General features: G+C 42.3%; 15 protein-coding genes, 1 tRNA gene and 1 pseudogene. 8 read left to right on the top strand and 9 right to left on the bottom strand.

Annotation, left to right across the window (positions count from 1 at the left end; genetic code table 11):
* Positions 1 to 30 precede the first annotated feature (30 nt).
* Together Q0Y52_RS11225 and Q0Y52_RS11220 are read left to right on the top strand one after the other, a co-directional pair.
* Positions 31 to 657: a flavin reductase family protein gene (locus Q0Y52_RS11225; RefSeq protein ID WP_297821594.1), complete on the top strand. Its 627-nt coding sequence runs from the start codon at positions 31 to 33 to the stop codon at positions 655 to 657.
* A gap of 115 nt (positions 658 to 772) precedes the next feature.
* Positions 773 to 849, top strand: a tRNA-Pro gene (locus tag Q0Y52_RS11220).
* A gap of 515 nt (positions 850 to 1,364) precedes the next feature.
* Here the strand turns inward: Q0Y52_RS11220 and Q0Y52_RS11215 are convergent.
* The 3 genes from Q0Y52_RS11215 to Q0Y52_RS11205 form a co-directional block, all read right to left on the bottom strand.
* Positions 1,365 to 1,868, bottom strand: coding sequence for a regulatory protein RecX (locus Q0Y52_RS11215; protein WP_297821593.1), 504 nt, complete (start codon positions 1,866 to 1,868; stop codon positions 1,365 to 1,367).
* Between the two features lie 263 nt (positions 1,869 to 2,131).
* Positions 2,132 to 2,959 carry an SDR family NAD(P)-dependent oxidoreductase gene (locus Q0Y52_RS11210; protein ID WP_297821591.1) on the bottom strand — a complete coding sequence of 276 codons (828 nt, stop codon included), beginning with the start codon at positions 2,957 to 2,959 and terminating at the stop codon, positions 2,132 to 2,134.
* The gene (locus tag Q0Y52_RS11205) at positions 2,956 to 3,420 is read right to left on the bottom strand and encodes a pyridoxamine 5'-phosphate oxidase family protein (RefSeq protein WP_297821589.1); all 465 of its coding nucleotides are present in this window, start codon (positions 3,418 to 3,420) and stop codon (positions 2,956 to 2,958) included. The genes Q0Y52_RS11210 and Q0Y52_RS11205 overlap by 4 nt, the downstream gene beginning before the upstream one ends.
* 494 nt (positions 3,421 to 3,914) lie before the next feature.
* On the opposite strand from Q0Y52_RS11205, the gene Q0Y52_RS11200 reads away from it, so the two are divergent.
* Both Q0Y52_RS11200 and Q0Y52_RS11195 read left to right on the top strand, forming a co-directional pair.
* Complete coding sequence (locus Q0Y52_RS11200; RefSeq protein WP_297821587.1) at positions 3,915 to 4,628, top strand: class I SAM-dependent methyltransferase; 714 nt, start codon at positions 3,915 to 3,917, stop codon at positions 4,626 to 4,628.
* A 273-nt stretch (positions 4,629 to 4,901) separates the two neighbouring features.
* On the top strand, positions 4,902 to 6,641 hold the full coding sequence (locus Q0Y52_RS11195; protein WP_297821585.1) for a glycoside hydrolase family 3 N-terminal domain-containing protein: 1,740 nt from the start codon (positions 4,902 to 4,904) through the stop codon (positions 6,639 to 6,641).
* 408 nt (positions 6,642 to 7,049) lie between these two features.
* Here Q0Y52_RS11195 and Q0Y52_RS11190 read toward each other — a convergent pair whose 3' ends face one another.
* Positions 7,050 to 7,535, bottom strand: coding sequence for a hypothetical protein (locus Q0Y52_RS11190; protein ID WP_297821583.1), 486 nt, complete (start codon positions 7,533 to 7,535; stop codon positions 7,050 to 7,052).
* Between the two features lie 138 nt (positions 7,536 to 7,673).
* On the opposite strand from Q0Y52_RS11190, the pseudogene Q0Y52_RS11185 reads away from it, so the two are divergent.
* The 4 genes and pseudogenes from Q0Y52_RS11185 to minE all read left to right on the top strand — a co-directional run.
* Positions 7,674 to 8,546: pseudogene (locus Q0Y52_RS11185) on the top strand (IS1595 family transposase); the annotation flags it as partial.
* Between the two features lie 558 nt (positions 8,547 to 9,104).
* Positions 9,105 to 9,806 carry a septum site-determining protein MinC gene (gene minC / locus Q0Y52_RS11180; protein WP_297821581.1) on the top strand — a complete coding sequence of 234 codons (702 nt, stop codon included), beginning with the start codon at positions 9,105 to 9,107 and terminating at the stop codon, positions 9,804 to 9,806.
* Between the two features lie 54 nt (positions 9,807 to 9,860).
* Positions 9,861 to 10,673 (top strand): septum site-determining protein MinD, encoded by an 813-nt coding sequence (gene minD, locus Q0Y52_RS11175; RefSeq protein ID WP_297821579.1) that lies wholly within the window; start codon positions 9,861 to 9,863, stop codon positions 10,671 to 10,673.
* Positions 10,670 to 10,921, top strand: a complete 252-nt coding sequence (minE, locus tag Q0Y52_RS11170) for a cell division topological specificity factor MinE (protein WP_297821577.1) — start codon at positions 10,670 to 10,672, stop codon at positions 10,919 to 10,921. Before minD ends, minE begins: the two co-directional genes overlap by 4 nt.
* Before the next feature lie 384 nt (positions 10,922 to 11,305).
* Here minE and Q0Y52_RS11165 read toward each other — a convergent pair whose 3' ends face one another.
* The 5 genes from Q0Y52_RS11165 to Q0Y52_RS11145 all read right to left on the bottom strand — a co-directional run bounded on the left by Q0Y52_RS11165 (position 11,306) and on the right by Q0Y52_RS11145 (position 18,188).
* The gene (locus Q0Y52_RS11165; protein WP_297821575.1) at positions 11,306 to 14,311 is read right to left on the bottom strand and encodes a glycoside hydrolase family 3 N-terminal domain-containing protein; all 3,006 of its coding nucleotides are present in this window, start codon (positions 14,309 to 14,311) and stop codon (positions 11,306 to 11,308) included.
* Between the two features lie 476 nt (positions 14,312 to 14,787).
* Entirely contained in the window at positions 14,788 to 14,952 is a 165-nt protein-coding gene (locus Q0Y52_RS11160; RefSeq protein ID WP_297821573.1) for a hypothetical protein, read from the bottom strand.
* A gap of 4 nt (positions 14,953 to 14,956) precedes the next feature.
* Positions 14,957 to 15,892, bottom strand: a complete 936-nt coding sequence (locus Q0Y52_RS11155; protein ID WP_297821571.1) for an alpha/beta fold hydrolase — start codon at positions 15,890 to 15,892, stop codon at positions 14,957 to 14,959.
* 266 nt (positions 15,893 to 16,158) lie between these two features.
* A complete protein-coding gene (locus Q0Y52_RS11150; RefSeq protein WP_297821569.1) occupies positions 16,159 to 17,031 on the bottom strand; it encodes a transcriptional regulator in 873 nt (290 codons plus the stop codon).
* 5 nt (positions 17,032 to 17,036) lie between these two features.
* Positions 17,037 to 18,188 carry an SRPBCC family protein gene (locus tag Q0Y52_RS11145; RefSeq protein WP_297821568.1) on the bottom strand — a complete coding sequence of 384 codons (1,152 nt, stop codon included), beginning with the start codon at positions 18,186 to 18,188 and terminating at the stop codon, positions 17,037 to 17,039.
* Positions 18,189 to 18,516 lie beyond the last annotated feature (328 nt).

Raw genomic sequence — 18,516 nt, 5'->3', positions numbered from 1 at the left:
CTCACTTTTCATATGTCAGAAGGATAACTTGTGCCAGATAATACTCATTTTTATCAACCCAAAGACGGTCATCAATTAGAGCATGACCCCTTTAATTCAATTATTGCCCCGCGGCCAATTGGCTGGATATCCAGCAAGAGTCCTAATGGTCAAGTGAACTTAGCGCCCTATAGCTTTTTTAACGCATTCAATTACCATCCTCCCATTATTGGTTTTTCTAGTATTGGCTACAAAGACAGTGTGAAAAATGCTGCCGATTCGGGGGAATTTTGTTGGAACCTTGTTACCCGCTCCCTTGCTGACATGATGAATCAAACTAGCGTAGCTGTTGGCTCTGACGTTGACGAATTTGAGCTGGCTAACATTGCTAAAGGTCAATCAAAAGTCATCGATGTGCCTCATGTGGCACTGAGCCCTGTGGTGATGGAATGTAAAACATCGCAAGTGATCCAATTACAATCTTCTTTCGGTGAAAATTGTCAAAGTTGGTTAGTCCTTGGAGAGGTAGTAGGTGTTCATATTTCTCAAATGGCACTAAAAGACGGGGTCTACGATACCGCGGCAATGCAACCTGTTATGCGAGGTGGCGGTCCAGGTGATTATTTCTCTGTGAGTGAACTACAAAAATTTCAGTTGTTCCGGCCAAAGCAGGGATAAAGCCTTAAATTTCAGATTAAAAAGCAAATCTTGGCTAAGGAATGCGCAACTAACTCAAATTGGCTTGATTTAGCGTTGCAAACAAAATTAAATTCCGTAAAATGCGCAGCTCGGTCGGTGTGTAGCGCAGCTTGGTAGCGCACTTCGCTGGGGGTGAAGGGGTCGTAGGTTCGAATCCTATCACACCGACCAATTAAAATTTATGACCTCCTATCTTTAATCTAGTCAACTTCAAACTACAACAGCTTGGTAGCAGCCTCATTGGCTAGGCTGGAAGGGGTTGCAGTTTTGAACTCTAATTCACCGACCAATTAAATTTTATTACCCCCTATCTTTAATCTAGTCAACGTCAAACTACAACAACTTGGTAGCACCCTTTATTGGCTGGGAGTGAATAGGTCGCAGGTTTGAATTCTGTCATAACGACTAACGAATGTTTCTTCCTATTCAAATCTTTGTTTAATCGCTCCACTCCTCTGTGTTTACAGAGTCCCTCTTTCATATTTGTTATTTATAGCCTAACTACTTGCCACTATTGTCATTAAGCCAAATATGTAGAGCTATTTGACAATATTTAAAATGGGTATGTTTGTAATTTAGAATTAGCATGTGTATATCTCTAATTCTTAAATGCTTATTAATCAAACAACTTGGCCCCAAGCTTTTAAATATTGGTTTGCAATTTTTCTGGAAAATACTGAATTGTGTTAATCCTCATTGCCTGAGCGGCTAATCGCTTTATTGGCAACGGAATACGAGAATCCTTGCCCAATCAAATGTCTCAATGCTTTTTGTTTAAGCTTTTCATCTACAATTGGGTCTTCACCGAATTTTTTAAATTTAAGTGCGAGTGCTTTACCTAAATAGTCTTCTTCAGTGTTATCTAATGCTCCTAAGCATTCATTGATTATTTGGGATGTGAAGCCTTTGGTGTAAAGTTTTTGCTTTATTTTGTTGGGACCAATATTCTTCTCAGAATAACTCAGGGTCAAGCGTTTTGCATACCGAAGATCATCAACAATTCCACGTTCGATAAGATGGTTAATCGCTTCCTCATTAAAGGAGGTATCTTCTTTAAATAATATGTTTGCCTTTTGCATTAAGGTTTTTGATGCGTAATCTCCATATTTGCCAATCAACCACAAAAAATAACTTTTCACTCGTTCGTATGTTATCTCCTTGGGCTTTGCATCTTGCTTTTTTTTAAACATATTTTTGTTGTTCTCATTTAAAATATCATCACCAGAATCAATGAAAACTTCGAGCGTATTAATTTTTTATCGATGATCAATAATTCTTCATATGTTGACCTGCGAAGGGCAAAGCTCATGTTTATGCTTTGGTATTTAACCCAGGTTATTTAACCAAGGGTATTTCACCCAAGGGTATTTCACCCAAGGTATTTAAGCAAAAACCCATCACAACCTTGTTGTTTAGATTCATTGAAAGATGAATATTATTAACTGAATTAGAGTCACTCTTTAATTTGTCGATTACGATACTTATTTTTATTTTTTCGGCCTTTAGCGTACAATTTTGGACGAAGATAGCGACGCAGCCAAGGAAACAGGTAACCTAGATTAACCATTTTGCCGCTGGCCGCTGGCAAGGGAATTTCTAATTTTTCACCTGCTGCGATGCTCAAAACCGCACCTGCTACTTCGCCAGCACTGCTCATAGGCTGCGAGAAAACGATGTCTTCAACGTTATCAATCTCATCCATAATAAAGCCAGTATCAACTGGCCCGGGAGAGACCACTCCAACATGTATGCCTGTGCCTCTCATCTCATCAGCTAGGGCATAGGCAAATGCGCGTAACCCCGCTTTTGTGCCAGAGTATGTTGCAGCGCCTTGCAATGGAGCCATGCCTGCAAGTGAGCCGACCATCACAATACCACCGCCACCCGCTTTACGCAGATAAGGAATAGCTGCACACGACATCATCAAAGGAGCGCGAATATTGATATCAACCATAGCCCCTACGTCTGCTGGAGAGACAGTCTCTAGGTTGCCTCGGCTGTGCATGCCAGCATTGTTGACCAGCACGTCAACAGTTCCAAATTCCAGCTCGACCTTGGCAAACAGGGCCAAACATTGCTCGGTATTGGCTACATCCATAGCCACAGTGAGGACTTTAGTCTGAGTCGACAGTTCCTCTTTAATTATGTCCAGGCCTTGTTGACCTCTAGCCACTAATGCCAGATTAGCTTTTTGAGCCGCAAAAGCTCGAGCACAAGCGGCGCCTACACCAGCAGATGCACCCGTGATAATAATTGTTTTGTCTTTAAATCTTGAAGTCATGGTGTAACTCCTTTAGAGCTTGTTGAGTTGATTTTTGGTTCATAGATCACCACCTGAGTATAGCCTTGTACCCACTGGTAACGATCAATGTTGATCGCAAAAATTACCACACTGGGATCAGATAATAGTGGCTCCAGTGTCGTATTACGCTGCAGCAGCAAGTGCTGCGCCGCTCGAGCCGAATCGCCTGTTAGTTCGCGGGCCTTGCCAAAGCCACTCATAGCTAAGCCCTTGGTATGATCCTTATTGTTGCCTGTGCGATTATCCCAAAGACAGGTCACATTAGGGTTAGCACGCATGTTTTTTATTTTTTGAGTGTTTTCTAACGAGGCAAGGTAGATTTCATCCAAATCTGTCGAAATAGCATAAGCCATTAGATGTAATGCTAGCTCTTTGTCAGCGAGGGTGGCTAGCACGCACTGAGCTTGCTGATTTAATAAAGAGGCTACGGTATTTTTCATCGGATAATATCCATTCATGGGCCTGATTATTGAAACAAAATCGTTAGTCAGTCCATATGATTGTTTCAGTTATACACACTAGAGACGACGATAAGGCAGTTGTGCTCAGTGTTCGTAGTCCCCTTCAGCTACTGATGTCTGCATAGACTAATGCTGCCACCGGGGGGAAATATTAATGTAAGTTTACTGGCAGGCTAACGAGTTACTTTTCACTCATTCCAACTTGCCATCGACGTGCCTTTAAAGTTAGTGCATTTCGTAACTGCATCCTGGGCATCGCACAAAAGCATATCACAGGGAATAATGTACTTTCTAAACAAAGACACCTAAGAATTGCACTTTACGGATGCTATTTTTGCTTGAATAGTTCTGGTGACAGCAAGATAAGGAAATCATCAGTAAACTGATCGTTAGGCTCCAGCCTCGCGTAACGAAGTGATGATAAAAAGCACGAATAATTGTTATAAAATAGGCTTAAAATTTAAGGGGTTTTTATGATCATCACCATTATTATCATCCTCACATTGGTTCTGGCACCTGCTCAAATCCAGGCCGACACTGCTAACAACGCGTCCTATTACCAAATAGGGGAGGCCAGTCGCGATGGTATCGGAAAATTTTATAAGGGTCGTGAGATATCCCGTGTTATGGGCCATCTTGGTGCCGGTTGGCTTGAGCGTCCCAGGCGCGAGCGTGAGGAACGCACTGATTTATTACTTCAAAACTTGACTTTAAAGGCCACCGATCATGTGGCCGATCTCGGTGCTGGTACTGGTTTCTTCAGCTTCCCTATGGCTGTTAAATTAACTGCAGGCAAAGTACTTGCGGTCGATATAGAGCCTGAAATGCTGAAATTGATTGAGCGACGAAAAATAGCTGACAGTGTTAACAATATTGATACTGTTGTGGCAAGTGAACGGTCTCCTAATATCCCTAATGCCAGTGTCGATGTGGTGTTATTGGTCGATGCTTACCATGAGTTTTCGTATCCACGTGAGGTGATGGCTGGGGTAGTGAAGGGATTGAAACCGGGCGGCCGGGTGGTACTGGTTGAATACCGTGGTGAAGACAGCAGTGTGGCCATCAAGCCGCTTCATAAAATGACACAACGGCAAGTCAAAAAAGAAATGAGTGCGGTTGGTCTACAATGGTTACGCACCGACGATTATTTACCACAGCAGCATGTCATGGTATTTAGCAAACAGTGATAAAAAGATAAAAATAACAGCGCTAGAGTTTATTTAAACGTACCGTCCATTCATTATTAAAATGGCCAAGTGTCTGGTAAGTGCAAGCATTTTAATGTCACGATATTTTAAAAACCTTTTGGATTGTGTAAACTCCGCAACAGAAAAAAATCAGACTGTGAACTACTATTAATGACTCTACTTAAGTTTAAAACCCTTTTTTACGCATGTCTTTGCTTGATATTGATCCAGGCTTGTACGCTTCAAAAAACGACAGAGCCCACGCCAACCAAAATGGTTGACGTACAATGCATTTGGGGTAGTGCACAATTTGATATCTGTGCATACGATAGCAAAGAAGCGATAATAACCGCCTTCTTAAAAGAGATGACACTGGATGAAAAAATTGGCCAAATGACACAATCGGTTTGGCACAACAATGTTTCGCCCAAGATTATTCAAGATAGAACCATCGGCTCAATCATTCATACAGAAGGAAGAACGCCAGGCCCTAAAATCAGTGATTGGGTAACAACGTTCGATACCTTTCAAAGTTATGCTTTAAAAACTCGCCTCGGTATTCCGCTACTCATTGCGGTTGATGCTGTGCATGGTCAAAATACCTTTGAAGGTGCAGTTATCTTTCCTCATAATCTTGGAATGGGGGCCACTCGTAATTATGATTTAATCCGCCGTGCTGCTGAAATCACTGCCATTGAAACCGCTGGAACTGGCTTTAATTGGACGTTTTCTCCAGTTATTGCCATGCCAGAACATGAGCATTGGGGTCGAGTTTACGAGGGCTTTTCTGAAGATGTTAATGTCACCACCAAAGCGCTTATTGCTTCTATACAGGGCCATCAAGGTACGCATTTAAAACAGCGCCATACCATAGCGGCGACCGCCAAACATTATTTAGGTGATGGAGCAACGACTGGCGGAAAAGAAGGCGGAAACGCTATTATCAGTGATCAAGCATTAAAAGACAGATATTTACCCCCGTATCAAGCGGCCGTAGATATGGGAATTGCTTCAATAATGGTGGGGTTTAATTCAGTAAATGGAACCAACATGCATCAACATGAATATTTGGTGCAAGATGTATTAAAAGGTCAGCTAGGTTTTGATGGCGTCGTGGTAACTGATTGGTTAGGCGGAACTCGCTGGGGGGAGCCTTACACGGTCATTAATGCGGGTATTGATATTGCGATGCAACCTGCTAACCATGACGAGTTTATGGCAAAACTTAAAGCAACAGTTCTTGATGGTAACGTTAACATGAAACGGATCGATGATGCGGTAGCACGGATATTAGGATTAAAATTTGACCTCGGTTTATTTACAGACCCTTTCGTAAAAAAGGAGCTTTCAGCATTAGTGGGCTCTACTATGCATCGTGAGGTTGCCAGACAGGCAGTGCGAGAATCCCTTGTTTTACTGAAATCTGAAGCAAACGCATTACCCCTTAAATCTACAGACAAGATAGCCGTTGTGGGTGAGCATGCTAACAATAGCGGCTTGCAAAGTGGTGGTTGGTCTATTCATTGGCAAGGCCAAAAGCACGGTTATGCTAGTGCAACAACAATATTAGATGGTATTCATGGATTTGCTCCCGAGGCACAATATCAGCCAATGGGATGCACAGCAGACATGCAGGCCAGTAAAGTCATTGCCGTAGTAGGTGAATTACCTTATGCAGAATTTATGGGCGATTCAACCAAGCTGAATTTAACCCAAACCCAGCGAAAGATGATTACACACTGCAAGTCGTTAGGGAAACAGGTCATAGTCGTATTGATTTCAGGGCGAGTAATGACGGTTACCGACATTATTAACCAAAGTGATGCGTTTATTGCAGCATGGTTACCAGGCTCTGAAGGCGCAGGGGTAGCTGATTTTTTGTTTGCTGCTAATGGCTTTATACCCGTTGGAAAATTGCCAACATCATGGCCTGATCAGTATGAGGATTTACCTTTGGCACAGGATGCAGAAGAAGCATTGTATCCATTTGGATTTGGTTTGAATAAGTATTAACAATTAACTGGTGCGGTTGGCTTTAAGCATAATCCATAAAGCTGCGACTTAAAAAGTAGAGGCTTTTTAAGCTTCGCCAGAACTGCATGTTGATGGGTCTCAACTTAATTATCTTTTCATTTCATTTTTGTAAAAGCCGTCAATCTCACTATTGTTAGCTAAATTTTAATAACTGAGCCTGCGGGGCAGGTTTATTGGAAATAGACATTATTAGATAGTTTATGCGTTTTACACCCTGAGTCTTTTATAATAGCCTTCAGGTATGGGCGTCTTGCTTATTTTTGTTTATTTATTTCAGTGCAGATCAGCGGGAAGCTATTCTTTAAATCGAATACTATCCATTTTATTCCTTTTATTAAAACCCTCGGTTATTTCCGAGGGCTTTAATATCATAGATTAACTGATGGTTTAATCCTCAAAGTCTGAGGCTTGCGTCTTATGAACACCACCATAGCTTGCCGGTGAGTAATGAGCACTTTTGATAACCCAGTTCCCCTCTTCCTTTATCCAGTTCATGGTGACTCGAGTTCTGTAATCATACATTTTTTCTTTGGAGCCTACCATGCCTTCTGAATAGAAGCGTACATGGACTACACCCTCTGCAATCATAGTAGCTTCAGGAAAAAAGTATTGTGTTAAGGCTTCGCCACTCTTTTTCCAATCGTCGACAGATTGTTGGGTAAGTGGTTTATGAAAACTTCCATCAGAATTTGTATCCAATGTGCCACTTTTACTAGACATGTCGACAACCGTCTTAAAATCTCGACTATTTCTAGCATCCATGTAAGTAGATAAAGCTTTTAGAACTTCCGATTCACTCGAATTCTCATGGTGGCCAGCAAACAAAAATGTACTGAAACTTATCAATAATGCAGAAAGCGCTAATTTTTTCATACGTTACTCCTAGTGATTAAACACATGATATTGTTGCATAATTGCAAACTTCCATAGACTACATGTTTACGTATGTGCTTTGCAACTCAAGTTTGAGAGCTAAGGAGTCAGGTCATTAGATTTAGATGCTTCTCCACTTTGCTCAGGCCAGAAGCCAGTTTTTTAACTTGGCAACAGCAATTCAGAACGAATAAAGATTGTCTCCAGTATCTGAAGGAAATGAAATGGCCAAATGGGTTTATGTGTCCTCACTGTGGTTACGACTATGGTATTGACCTTCACTGTTGAGAATTAACCGAATGCAGCCATTGCCACAAGCAAACGTCGGTAATGTCAGGTACTTTATATCATGGTAGTCATCTACCGTTACTTAAATGGTTTTGGGCACTGTATTTTATCGGCTCAGACAAAGGCAGTATTTCAGCGTTAAGGCTAAGCAAGCTTATTGAAGTGAACTGGAAGACTGCTCGGCTTATGTTAACGAAAGTGAGAGCGGCTATGGGACACAGGGGTAGCCTCTACCGATTGTCGGGCACAATAAGTGAGTTAATACCTTTGTTGGCGGTAAGCACAAAGGCAAGCGAGGTCGTGGAGCTCAAGGGAAAACCCCCGTTATCATTGCATGTGAAAACAAGCATAAAAAGGCAGGGTTTATCGCGATGAAAGCGGCTAAAAATGTGAATTTTAAAACAATAAAAGAATTTGTATCACATCACCTTTTAGCTAAAAAAGCATGTTAGAACGGATGATTATCTTGCGCTGAATATTATAGATAAAACTCAGCAACATGAGCCAAGAGTCACGCCAAGTGAAAAGGTAGACGAATGGTTGCCTTGGGCTCATATCGCGATAGGTAATTTGAAAACGTTATTGTTGGGCACGTTTCATGGCGTTACGGGTAACTACTTACAAGAATACTTAAATGAATTTTGTTATCGCTATAATCGCCATTTTGTGGAAAAACAAATACCTAATCGATTGTTAAACATGGCAATTATTCATGCTCCTTTAAAATTAACCTGCGTTAAATGGAGAAGTATTTATTATTTTAAAGGCAGTTCGTTAAGAAAGTATACCATTGGCAGTGATTTTAAAGCTGTAACGCTGCTCATTAAAATCACGACATAAAACTACGACATGTTATCAAATACGAGCGTGTTATCCTTGCTTGATTTAAGCGGTATTATGAGTCAAACCAAAAGTGTCAGCAGAGTAACGGCAGTGGAAAAAAGGGGGGAAGGAATAGGGATGGAATTCACTTTGCATGCATTTACTGTTGCCTTTAATAGGAGTTAACATCTCGCCGATGTCACAAAATGCTGCACAATCAGCTAATCTCTGCTTATAATGGTACCGATAATAAATTTTTTCATTACACCAATAAGCAAAAAGTCAGTTACTGTTGGTTTTTATAATAAATCTATTTCGTTTTGTTTCCTGATTTAGAGTCTATTTGCTAAAGTTGTACTTCAATTAGTTGCTTTTGATTAATCTGCTCAACAGCATGGGCATCTGAGTTGGACAAGTTAGTGAGTGTGTCAGTTTTTATTCGTAGTACAGGATTGTCCAATGGAAAATGCTTGTTTTCAGATGAAAGGCAGCGCTTTTACAGCGATTGTTATGGATCTTTATAATTATTCAAAGGACCAGTTTTTTGAGCAGTTAAGGCAAAAAATTGATTCAGCACCACAGTTTTTTAATGCATCTCCTCTTGTGCTAAACCTAGCTTCCTATTCTGGTGAGTTTCAGGCTGAGCAACTGAATCTAGTTGTCGGGTATTGTCGTGAGCTAGGATTGCAACCGATTGCTTGTAGGGCGGTGCCCAAAAAGTTGGTCTCAACCGTCATCGGATTAGGTCTAGCCTCCTTACCTGCTTCAAATACCCGAACTACTAATATTCAGGTTGAGCCTGTTCAACCAGTTGATGAAAAAGTCGCCGTTTTTCACCCCAGTAAAGTGATTGCCAAACCGGTTCGTTCCGGTCAGCAAGTGTATGCAGAAGGCGCGGATTTGATTTTGATGGCGGGGGTCAGCGAAGGAGCTGAGGTGTTAGCGGATGGTAACATTCATGTCTATGGCCCGTTGCGTGGACGTGCTTTAGCGGGTGTTAAAGGCGATAAAGGCGCACGCGTCTTCTGTCGTCAGATGGAAGCAGAATTAGTTTCTATTGCTGGTTTTTTTATGATGAATGATAAACTACGTCAGCAGTGTTGGAAACAAGCAGCATATGTATTTTTAGAAGATGAATCCATTCAAGTTAAAGCTATTTAGCGCACGGTATTGTGCCGATGAATGGGTTTATCAAAACTGACAATGAGGAATAGTGTGGCGAAAATTATTGTAGTAACATCTGGTAAAGGTGGCGTAGGTAAAACGACGACGAGTGCTGCAATCGCAACAGGTTTGGCGCTGCGGGGTTGTAAAACTGTGGTGGTCGATTTTGATGTGGGTTTGCGTAACCTTGATTTGATTATGGGCTGTGAACGACGAGTTGTGTATGACTTTGTTAACGTAATTAATAAGGAAGCTAGTTTAAATCAGGCACTGATTAAAGATAAACGCACGTCGGGTTTGTATATTCTGCCTGCATCACAAACACGTGATAAAGATGCGTTAACTACGGAAGGTGTAAAATGCGTTTTAGATGCTTTGGCTGAGGACTTTGAATATATCATTTGTGATTCACCAGCAGGTATCGAGCAAGGTGCGCTGATGGCGCTATATTTTGCAGATGAAGCGATTATTGTCACTAACCCGGAAGTCTCTTCTGTACGCGACTCGGATCGTATTATTGGTATTTTGCAGAGCAAGTCTCTTAAAGCATCGCAAGGCGGCTCAGTTAAAGAGCATCTACTATTAACGCGTTACAACCCTGAACGTGTTGCGTCAGCCGAGATGCTCAGTGTGAGCGATGTTGAAGATATACTGGCTGTGCCTTTGTTGGGCGTTATTCCAGAATCAGAAGCTGTACTAAAAGCATCGAACCAAGGTGTTCCCGTTATTTTAGATCAGAAGTCAGAGGCAGGACAGGCTTATCTTGATGCAGTATTACGGTTACTGGGCGAAGAAGTTGAACATCGTTTTATTGACGTGAAGAAAAAAGGATTTCTGAAGAGATTACTAGGAGGCGAAAAATGAGTATTTTTAATTATTTTTTAAAGAAAGAACAAAAAAGCTCGGCTTCCTTTGCCAAGGAGCGTTTGCAAATTATCGTTGCCCACGAACGTCATAAACGTCACCAGCCTGATTATCTACCGAAGATGCAGCAGGAGATCATTGATGTGATCCGTAAATATGTGAATATTGATGATGATCAGGTGACTGTGCAGGTCGAGAACGATGATTCTCGTTCCGTATTGGAATTGAATATTACTTTACCTGAGTAGTTGGTTTTTAGTTTGCCTTGATGAGAGCATTAATGGCTTAGTAAAGATACTGTAATAAATGGCATTTGTAACTGTGTAATAACAGGCTATAAGAGTTGCCTTATTGTGGTTCTATATCAGGAGTAAGTTACATAATCCTCAGTAACAGCGCCAATGTCACGATATTGTCACTAAATTTATAATGCGTTAAACACCTTGGGTCTTCTGCCACTGACCTTAAGCTGGCTGTCATATTTATTTTTGCGAAGACTGGCCGGAAGCTATTCTTTAAATTGACTTCACCCTTCTATTCTGAAAAAAAGGGCCGTCAATAGAGTCAAGAAAAACAGGTTAAGATGATGGGCATAATCCTTAAATTTGACACTGCCCCTTTTTTTATATTCCTTAATCAGTGAGGCTAAAGCGTATCCAGTTTATATTCCAATCAGGTCCCACCGCATTAATGCGCAGGGTTTGCGTGCCTGACGTCAAGTCAACATTTGCTGATTTAGTTATCCATGACTGCCAACCACCGGTGTTAGGAACTGACTGCCTATCAATCTCTGTGCCATCGCTAAGAGTAATAAAACCGCTGCTCCCGATATCACTGGCAAGTCGGTATTCAATAATGTATTGACCAGGAGTCTGCACATCAATGTTGTACTCCAGCCAATCACCGGTATTGATATAACCTACATTGATACTCCCACCAGTACCGCCACCGCTATCAGAAGAAGCCTCAGTCTGAACGCCATTCATGGCTATAAATTGCTCTGCCTCAATAGTCCCTGGAACTGAGAAAACAACGGATGGCTGACCTGTGCCGTTGTCGCCAGTGTCCAGATTGTCACCCAAAGTATCTGTATCTTGATAGGTCAAGCCAAATCCATAAGCAAACAACGGATCATAGTCTGTGTCGTTGCGATTAATCACAATCTGATCAGTACGCTTTGGCCAGGAGAAAGAGAGTTTCCCAGTAAAGTCGTAATTGATGGTGTCTGTTGCAGTTTTAAAAATAACCTCCGCTATACCAGCGCCTTCACTGCCTGGCAGCCAGGCGACAACAAAGGCATTAGAGGCGTTAAGCTCCTTATTTACCCACAGTGGACGACCTGTTAAAAAAATGGATACCACAGGAATATTCTGCGCACGCAGAGATTCCAGCAATGCCAAATCTGACTTATCCCCAGCCTTATACTCGATATTGTTTAAATCACCTACACCCTCTGCATAGGGTGTCTCACCAAATACTACAATAGCCACATCCGGAGTAGTGCCGCTAAAAGCACCATTAGTACTGAGTCTTGTGGTACCTCCACTAGCATTAACTAAGGTTTCAATCCCGCCGTAGACTGATGTGGCACCAGGGAAGTCAGCATTGGAATTCCCTATACCTTGCCAACTCAAGGTCCAGCCGCCGCTTTGCATGCCAATATTATTGGCGCCACTACCCGTCACCAGTACGTTAGTATTGGGCGCTAGGGGTAAAATATTATTACTGTTTTTCAATAATACCAATGAACTGCGCACCGCCTCGCGAGCGATATTTCGATGAGGCGTTGACCCTATCAATGTGCTGTCGTTAGCGTATAAACGAAGAGACGGTTTAACTTTTTCGGCAAAACCCGCGCGCATTTTCACTCGAAGAATGCGGGTGACCGCATCATCAATACGTGACATCGGAATAGTGCCATTTTCAACCTGAACAATGGTGTTCTGAATAAATTCCTGCCACGCAAAGGGCACCATAATCATATCGACCCCCGCCATAATTGCCTGCGCACATTGATTGTCGGTGCAACCCGGTACCTGACCATGACCGTTCCAATCGCCAATAACAAAGCCATCAAACCCCATCTGCTCTTTTAGCACCTTGGTTAGCAGGTAATTATCACCATGTAACTTTACGCCATTCCAACTGTTATAAGAAGCCATAACCGTCTGCGCGCCAGCGCCTAATGCAGACAGATAGCCCTGGGCGTGGATATCACGTAACTCGGTTTCACTTACAACAGTATTACCTTGGTCGGTACCATTTTGCGTACCACCATCGCCAATAAAGTGTTTTGCTGTGGCAATCACATGGGCAGGGCCAAAGCGATCTGCATCCGTTCCCTGCAGGCCAATAACCACCTCACCTGCATAGGCTTTTACTATTTCTGGGTCTTCGGAGTAACCTTCGTAGGTTCGCCCCCAGCGATCATTGCGCACAACGGCCAGTGTGGGAGCAAATACCCAGTCGATCCCAGTAACCGCAACTTCCAAAGCCGTAGCCTTACCAATCTGGCGCATCAACTCGGGATCATTGGCTGCACCCAGACCAATATTATGAGGGAAAATAGTGGCCCCAATAACATTATTATGTCCATGTACCGCATCAGTACCCCAAATAAGCGGAATACCAACCCCACCATCGCTAATATCAGTACTGGCTTCATAGAAGCTATCAGCCAGCGCAACCCAGTCTGCAATACTGGAGTTTTTGCCGTTAGGCCAGCTCCCACCACCATTTAGTACAGAGCCCAAATCATATTGTCGAGCTTGAGCGACACTCACTCCACCAATTTCAGCTTGCACCATCTGTCCTACTTTTTCGCCAATCGTCATTTCAGCTAAAATGAAGCCAACCGTGGCGTCTACATTAGCCGTTATGACACTGTTGACTGCAGGCCACGAAACAGAAGCATTGGCAGCGATAACAGTGATAGACACCACGGCAGTAGACGCATCACCATTGGCATCAGTTACCACATAGACAAAGCTATCGGTACCACTAAAATCTGTGTTGGGAATATAGCTTGCAATGCCGTTACCAGTAACAGTAACCTCGCCATTACTGGTAGGTGTATCAATACTAAATGTGACCGGACTGTCATCAAGACCAGTATCGTTGGCAGCAAGGTCACCAGTTAAAGTGGTATTTTGATGAGTACTAAAGCTGTCTGCCACGGCCAAGGGCATCGTGTCGACAGGAGTCACAACGGTTGCAATAACGGTGATAGAAGCCGTGGCTGTGGACTCATCACCATCTGCATCAGTAACCATATAAATAAAACTATCGGTACCACTAAAATCCGTCCCAGGAATATAGCTTGCAATGCCGTTACCAGTAACAGTAACCACACCATTGCTGGCAGGTGTATCAATGCTGAAGGTGACTGGACTATCATTAAGACCAGTATCGTTGGCAGCAAGGTCACCAGTTAAAGTGGTATTTTGATTAGTACTAAAGTTGTCCGCCACGGCCAAGGGAATAGTATTGACAGGAGTAGTAGTCTCGACAGCTTTTGTGGACTGGCTGCTGCCACCGCAGGCGCTAAGGGTAATAGCAAAAAAGGCCATGCCAATATAATGTCTAAAAGAATTTAAATTAACTCTTAATATAGAATGGTTATCTAATTGTTGTTGCATCGTTGTCTTTCCCTAGTAGATTAGTCATGTATTTTAATTTAATTACACTTCTATTTCTAGGTAATTAAATTTCCATCCTCAGTTAATAAAATTTGAAGATTTTTGAGCGCTAATGAGAATAGCAGAGGGCATTTTTAGGTATATAGCCAAGCGATTACCAATGTTCAAGGTAAACGAATAGGGGGCAGGGCCAGCTAACATTAACCAAACTTGTTTTGAGCGATGACAAACGTTTAAAACAATATGTGCACCCTAATTAGGCCACAGTTGTCTAAGCTAAATCTCCAACAATTGAGCCCAAATTGTTCTTTACTTAAGGTGCTTGAAAACTCCTTTTAAGTAATCCCATGTTTGTGTTAGAAGAACTGCCCTTAGCCAGTTAATAGGGGCGTTTATGTTGATATATATCATTAACTTGTTTTTGGCAGTTAAGTCACTGCGAGTAGATATTAAATTTTGTTCCGACCCCCAGTGATTCAATTGGTAATGAATAAGTCTAACAAACAAGCCAGTGAAGCAATGCCAAATTCAGCCCCTTTTTTACCTTTTACCTTGGCGCAAATCATATTCATTAACCACGTTAAGCCACCATAGGCTTTCATCAAACCGACAATGCCACCAATGGCGAGTGCAATATTCACTCGCCTACAACTCACTCCATTGCATAAAACTCACCACCGCGTGATACAACCTGAACCTTGCACTCTCTAACAAGGCAGCATGGTCCGCATTTGATAAAATGACCCACTGCTTGTCCTGAGTAGCCAGCTTTTTAAAAAACAGCGCATCCGCATCCAGATTGGCGAGAGGATCGTGCTCTGCCTGCAAGAGCAGGGTCGGAACAAGAATGTTGGCAGCATCAAGTTGGTTCCATTGGCTCAGCCTATTCCAATCGGCGCGCACAGGATCAGCTGCGAGAGCGGCTTTAACATAGGCATCGATCGCTTCTTTTGAAATGGTGCCAGGTACAATGAAATCTTCAGCGGCAGCCTCGGCTGTGGTTAGTTTTTTGTGCGGTATTTGGCCTGTCAGGCTGTCTTCAAATGTCATCTGTGTATCAATTGGAAACCCGTATAGCACTAGGTTTTTGACTTTATCAGGATACTTTTGTGCCGTTAGCATTCCGACTAGGGAGCCGTTAGACCAACCGAAGACTGTTGTACCTTTGAGTGTTTTGTGACGACTGTCAATATAATCCAACACCATCGAGGTATCTTTAGCCGCTTGCTCAGGCGTATTCCAGCCACTTTTATCCCTGGGTGTTTTGCCATATCCACGTAAATCAATTGCGTAAACGGCCATGCCTTCTTTTACCAATGCATTCATCATTGATAAGTCTTCTTGTGCCGTGACCAAATCAAAATCCGGCAGGGCACTCCAAGTACGGCCATGAATTAATAAAATTGCTGCTGTTGGATTTTCAGCGCTTCGACTATATAAGGTGAGTTTATGTCCATCATCCATTGTGACCCGTTGTTCAACCAGCGGCGCTGCAAAAACCTGTGTCTGCAATATGAAAAACGCAATTAAAACGATAGAAAAGCGTGCAAAAATCACGGTTATTAGTTTTTTATTAGGCATGAGATGTGGCTTTTTATTAACTTTTTTGTAAGGGCACAATAGTGGCCATTTTTATGGAAGTCCAGTAATAGCTAATTAAGGGGGGGCACCCATTGAGATAACGTTTAAAATTGAGTGCTTTGTTACGGTTGCTGTATCAATTGAGTTTTATGAATTTGATTGAGAGAAAAGTGATAAAAGGGGGCAGATTCAAATTCAACGACCATGTCTCTGTCATTTGTGAACTATTAACGACAGCAATTACTGGATAAGGCTGTCAACTTGTCTCAACCATTGTATAGAAATTCATGCCATATTGGATGGCAGATTCTGTCGTATTCAACCATAGTGGTGAGTAAATTTTGCCTTGCCGCTACGTCCACCATCTCTTCGGGTAATAAGGGGTCTTGGTTGATGTGACGTATGACATGTTCGCCAATTAAAAAAGACTCTTTGGTGGCCTGTTTGACATCAAGATCTACTAGTCTTGCTGCACTTTTTTCCATGAGTGATACCAGAAGTCCATAAGTCTTTTCTAACTGCTGTGGTGACCAAAGAGACAAGGGACTTGTGGCTAGGTTATCGTTGAAATGATCGACTCTCATCAAGATCGCGTTTTCTTCGAGCCCAATATCGACGAGCCTAGTAAATGTTGCATCGGTTGTTTCTATAAGGTTATCCGGACGACACCAAAGGTTTTTCTCAAGAGGTTTAAATCCTGTTAGTCTAAAAGCGCGCTCACGCAATCGGATGCTTTGTTTACAGGTGCGTCCAAGATGTGCAGTATAGACACTTAACCATCCGCCTTTCCATGGGGCAACTCTTTCCTGTGAATGGCGCCATGTTGCTGCGAGCTGATTAATCGACTTGTTTGTTGTGCCTGCGGTGTAATGCCCACGTTGTTGTGCTGCTAGCAATCTTTGTTTCACTAATCGCCCAGCAGCCACGCGGATTGTTGCGGGCTCATGTGCAAATAACGCCCCCCAAGCGATCAGTTGCTTAATTGACATATGCGTTAGGTTAGGTTGGCTGAATAGTGAAAGCAGTAATCGATTTGACGAAGGATAGTCAGCTAATATCTTTGTGTGATAATTATTATAACTATCATTATCATTATCCAGAGATGTCTCCATAAAGGAGGTTGGGGGAGATGGGGGCATAACTATCAATGACCCAAAGGTTTATCTAATTGTTCAATTTCTCTTGTTAGATGGGTATGCAGCCGAACGATGGCAGCCTCAAATAGACCAAATTCTAGAAATTCGTTGGCCCCACTCAACAGTCCTCGTTGCGCTGATAATACTATCTGTTGGTCTTCAATGGCGCCTTTGGCTGCGAATTTTTGCCCTTCGAAAACCTTATTAAGTGATTCAGTATCTTTCTCATCAATATCACTCACAAGATAAGTATGTTGTCGGGTGGTTGACTCATCAATGGGTTCAAGCACCACCACTTGCATACATCCTGGGAAAGTTGAAATGACCACGTTTGGAAACAAATGATATACGTAGGTCAGTCGTCCATCAACGCAGATGTCAGTGCCTTTCTTATTGCGTAATCCTTCTATTGACTGGTAGGGAAAGGCCACACGGCTATTTTCTCCAAAGGCTTCAACCACGGTTAGGTTGTCGTATTGCACGGGGAAAAAAGTATTTTTGTGGGTTTGCCGAATATGATAACCCTCGAGCGAACTTTCGAGATGTAATTTCCAGTTCGCTTTGATTATCTGGCTACCCGAATTCAGCAAACGGAAGCCGTCAGGAATGAGTTTTGGCACACACGCAACATCGTGCTCTATGTTGGCTTGGGAAGTTTGGTTGATGAACACTAAACCATTGCTCACCATACACGCCACAGCAACCAGCCCTCGTGTTGCCTTATCAACATCAGGAAACCCATGTTCGTGGGGAATACTTCGCAGACTTCCATCAAGACTATAGGCCCAGCCATGATAAGGGCATACTAAGGCGCGGGCGCAACCTTGGCCATTGACAAGTTGCACTCCTCTATGGCGACAGGCATTCCTAAAAGCACGCACAATTCCGTCTAACCCGTGTACCGCTATCAAGGGTATTCCCGCTACATCGCGGGCAATATAATCACCAGGTTTGGCAAGGGCGCTCGAAGGACAAAAAACAACAGTGCGGCTTTGCAATATTTTTAGTTCAGCATCAAGTCGTGCTTTCGATCGGTAGTTATCCACCGGCTCCTTCCAGCTTTGATTACCCTTATCTGTCGTGGCGTGGTCGATATGATTGAAAATCTTCTGTACCACTTCAATGTCACTTAAAAGTGGTTTTTTGTCATGGGTATTCATTATCACCTCACACGTTAAATAAAGCAGGATCCCATGCTTTTATAACATATAAATAAACTATGTGTTTAAAATAGTTATATATTGAGTTTTTAAGTTTATCTTTTTAAGGTTTTATGACTATCAAGGCTGTTAGTCATCATGGGTTTTTGAACTTTGACAATAAGCTCGGGTGTTTGGATGTATTTAAAGTGTACTTTTGGGTGGTATTAACTCTCAGGCCTTAAAATCTGCTATAACTAGCTGCACACAATTTCATACACTACGCTAAAAAATATTATTAAAAACATGATTACTATTTCAATTAAAAAAACAGCATGTTTTATTTATT

The sequence above is a fragment of the uncultured Paraglaciecola sp. genome, assembly GCF_943787955.1.
Taxonomy (GTDB): Bacteria; Pseudomonadota; Gammaproteobacteria; order Enterobacterales; family Alteromonadaceae; genus Paraglaciecola.
This window is presented reverse-complemented; position numbering and strand designations above follow the sequence as displayed.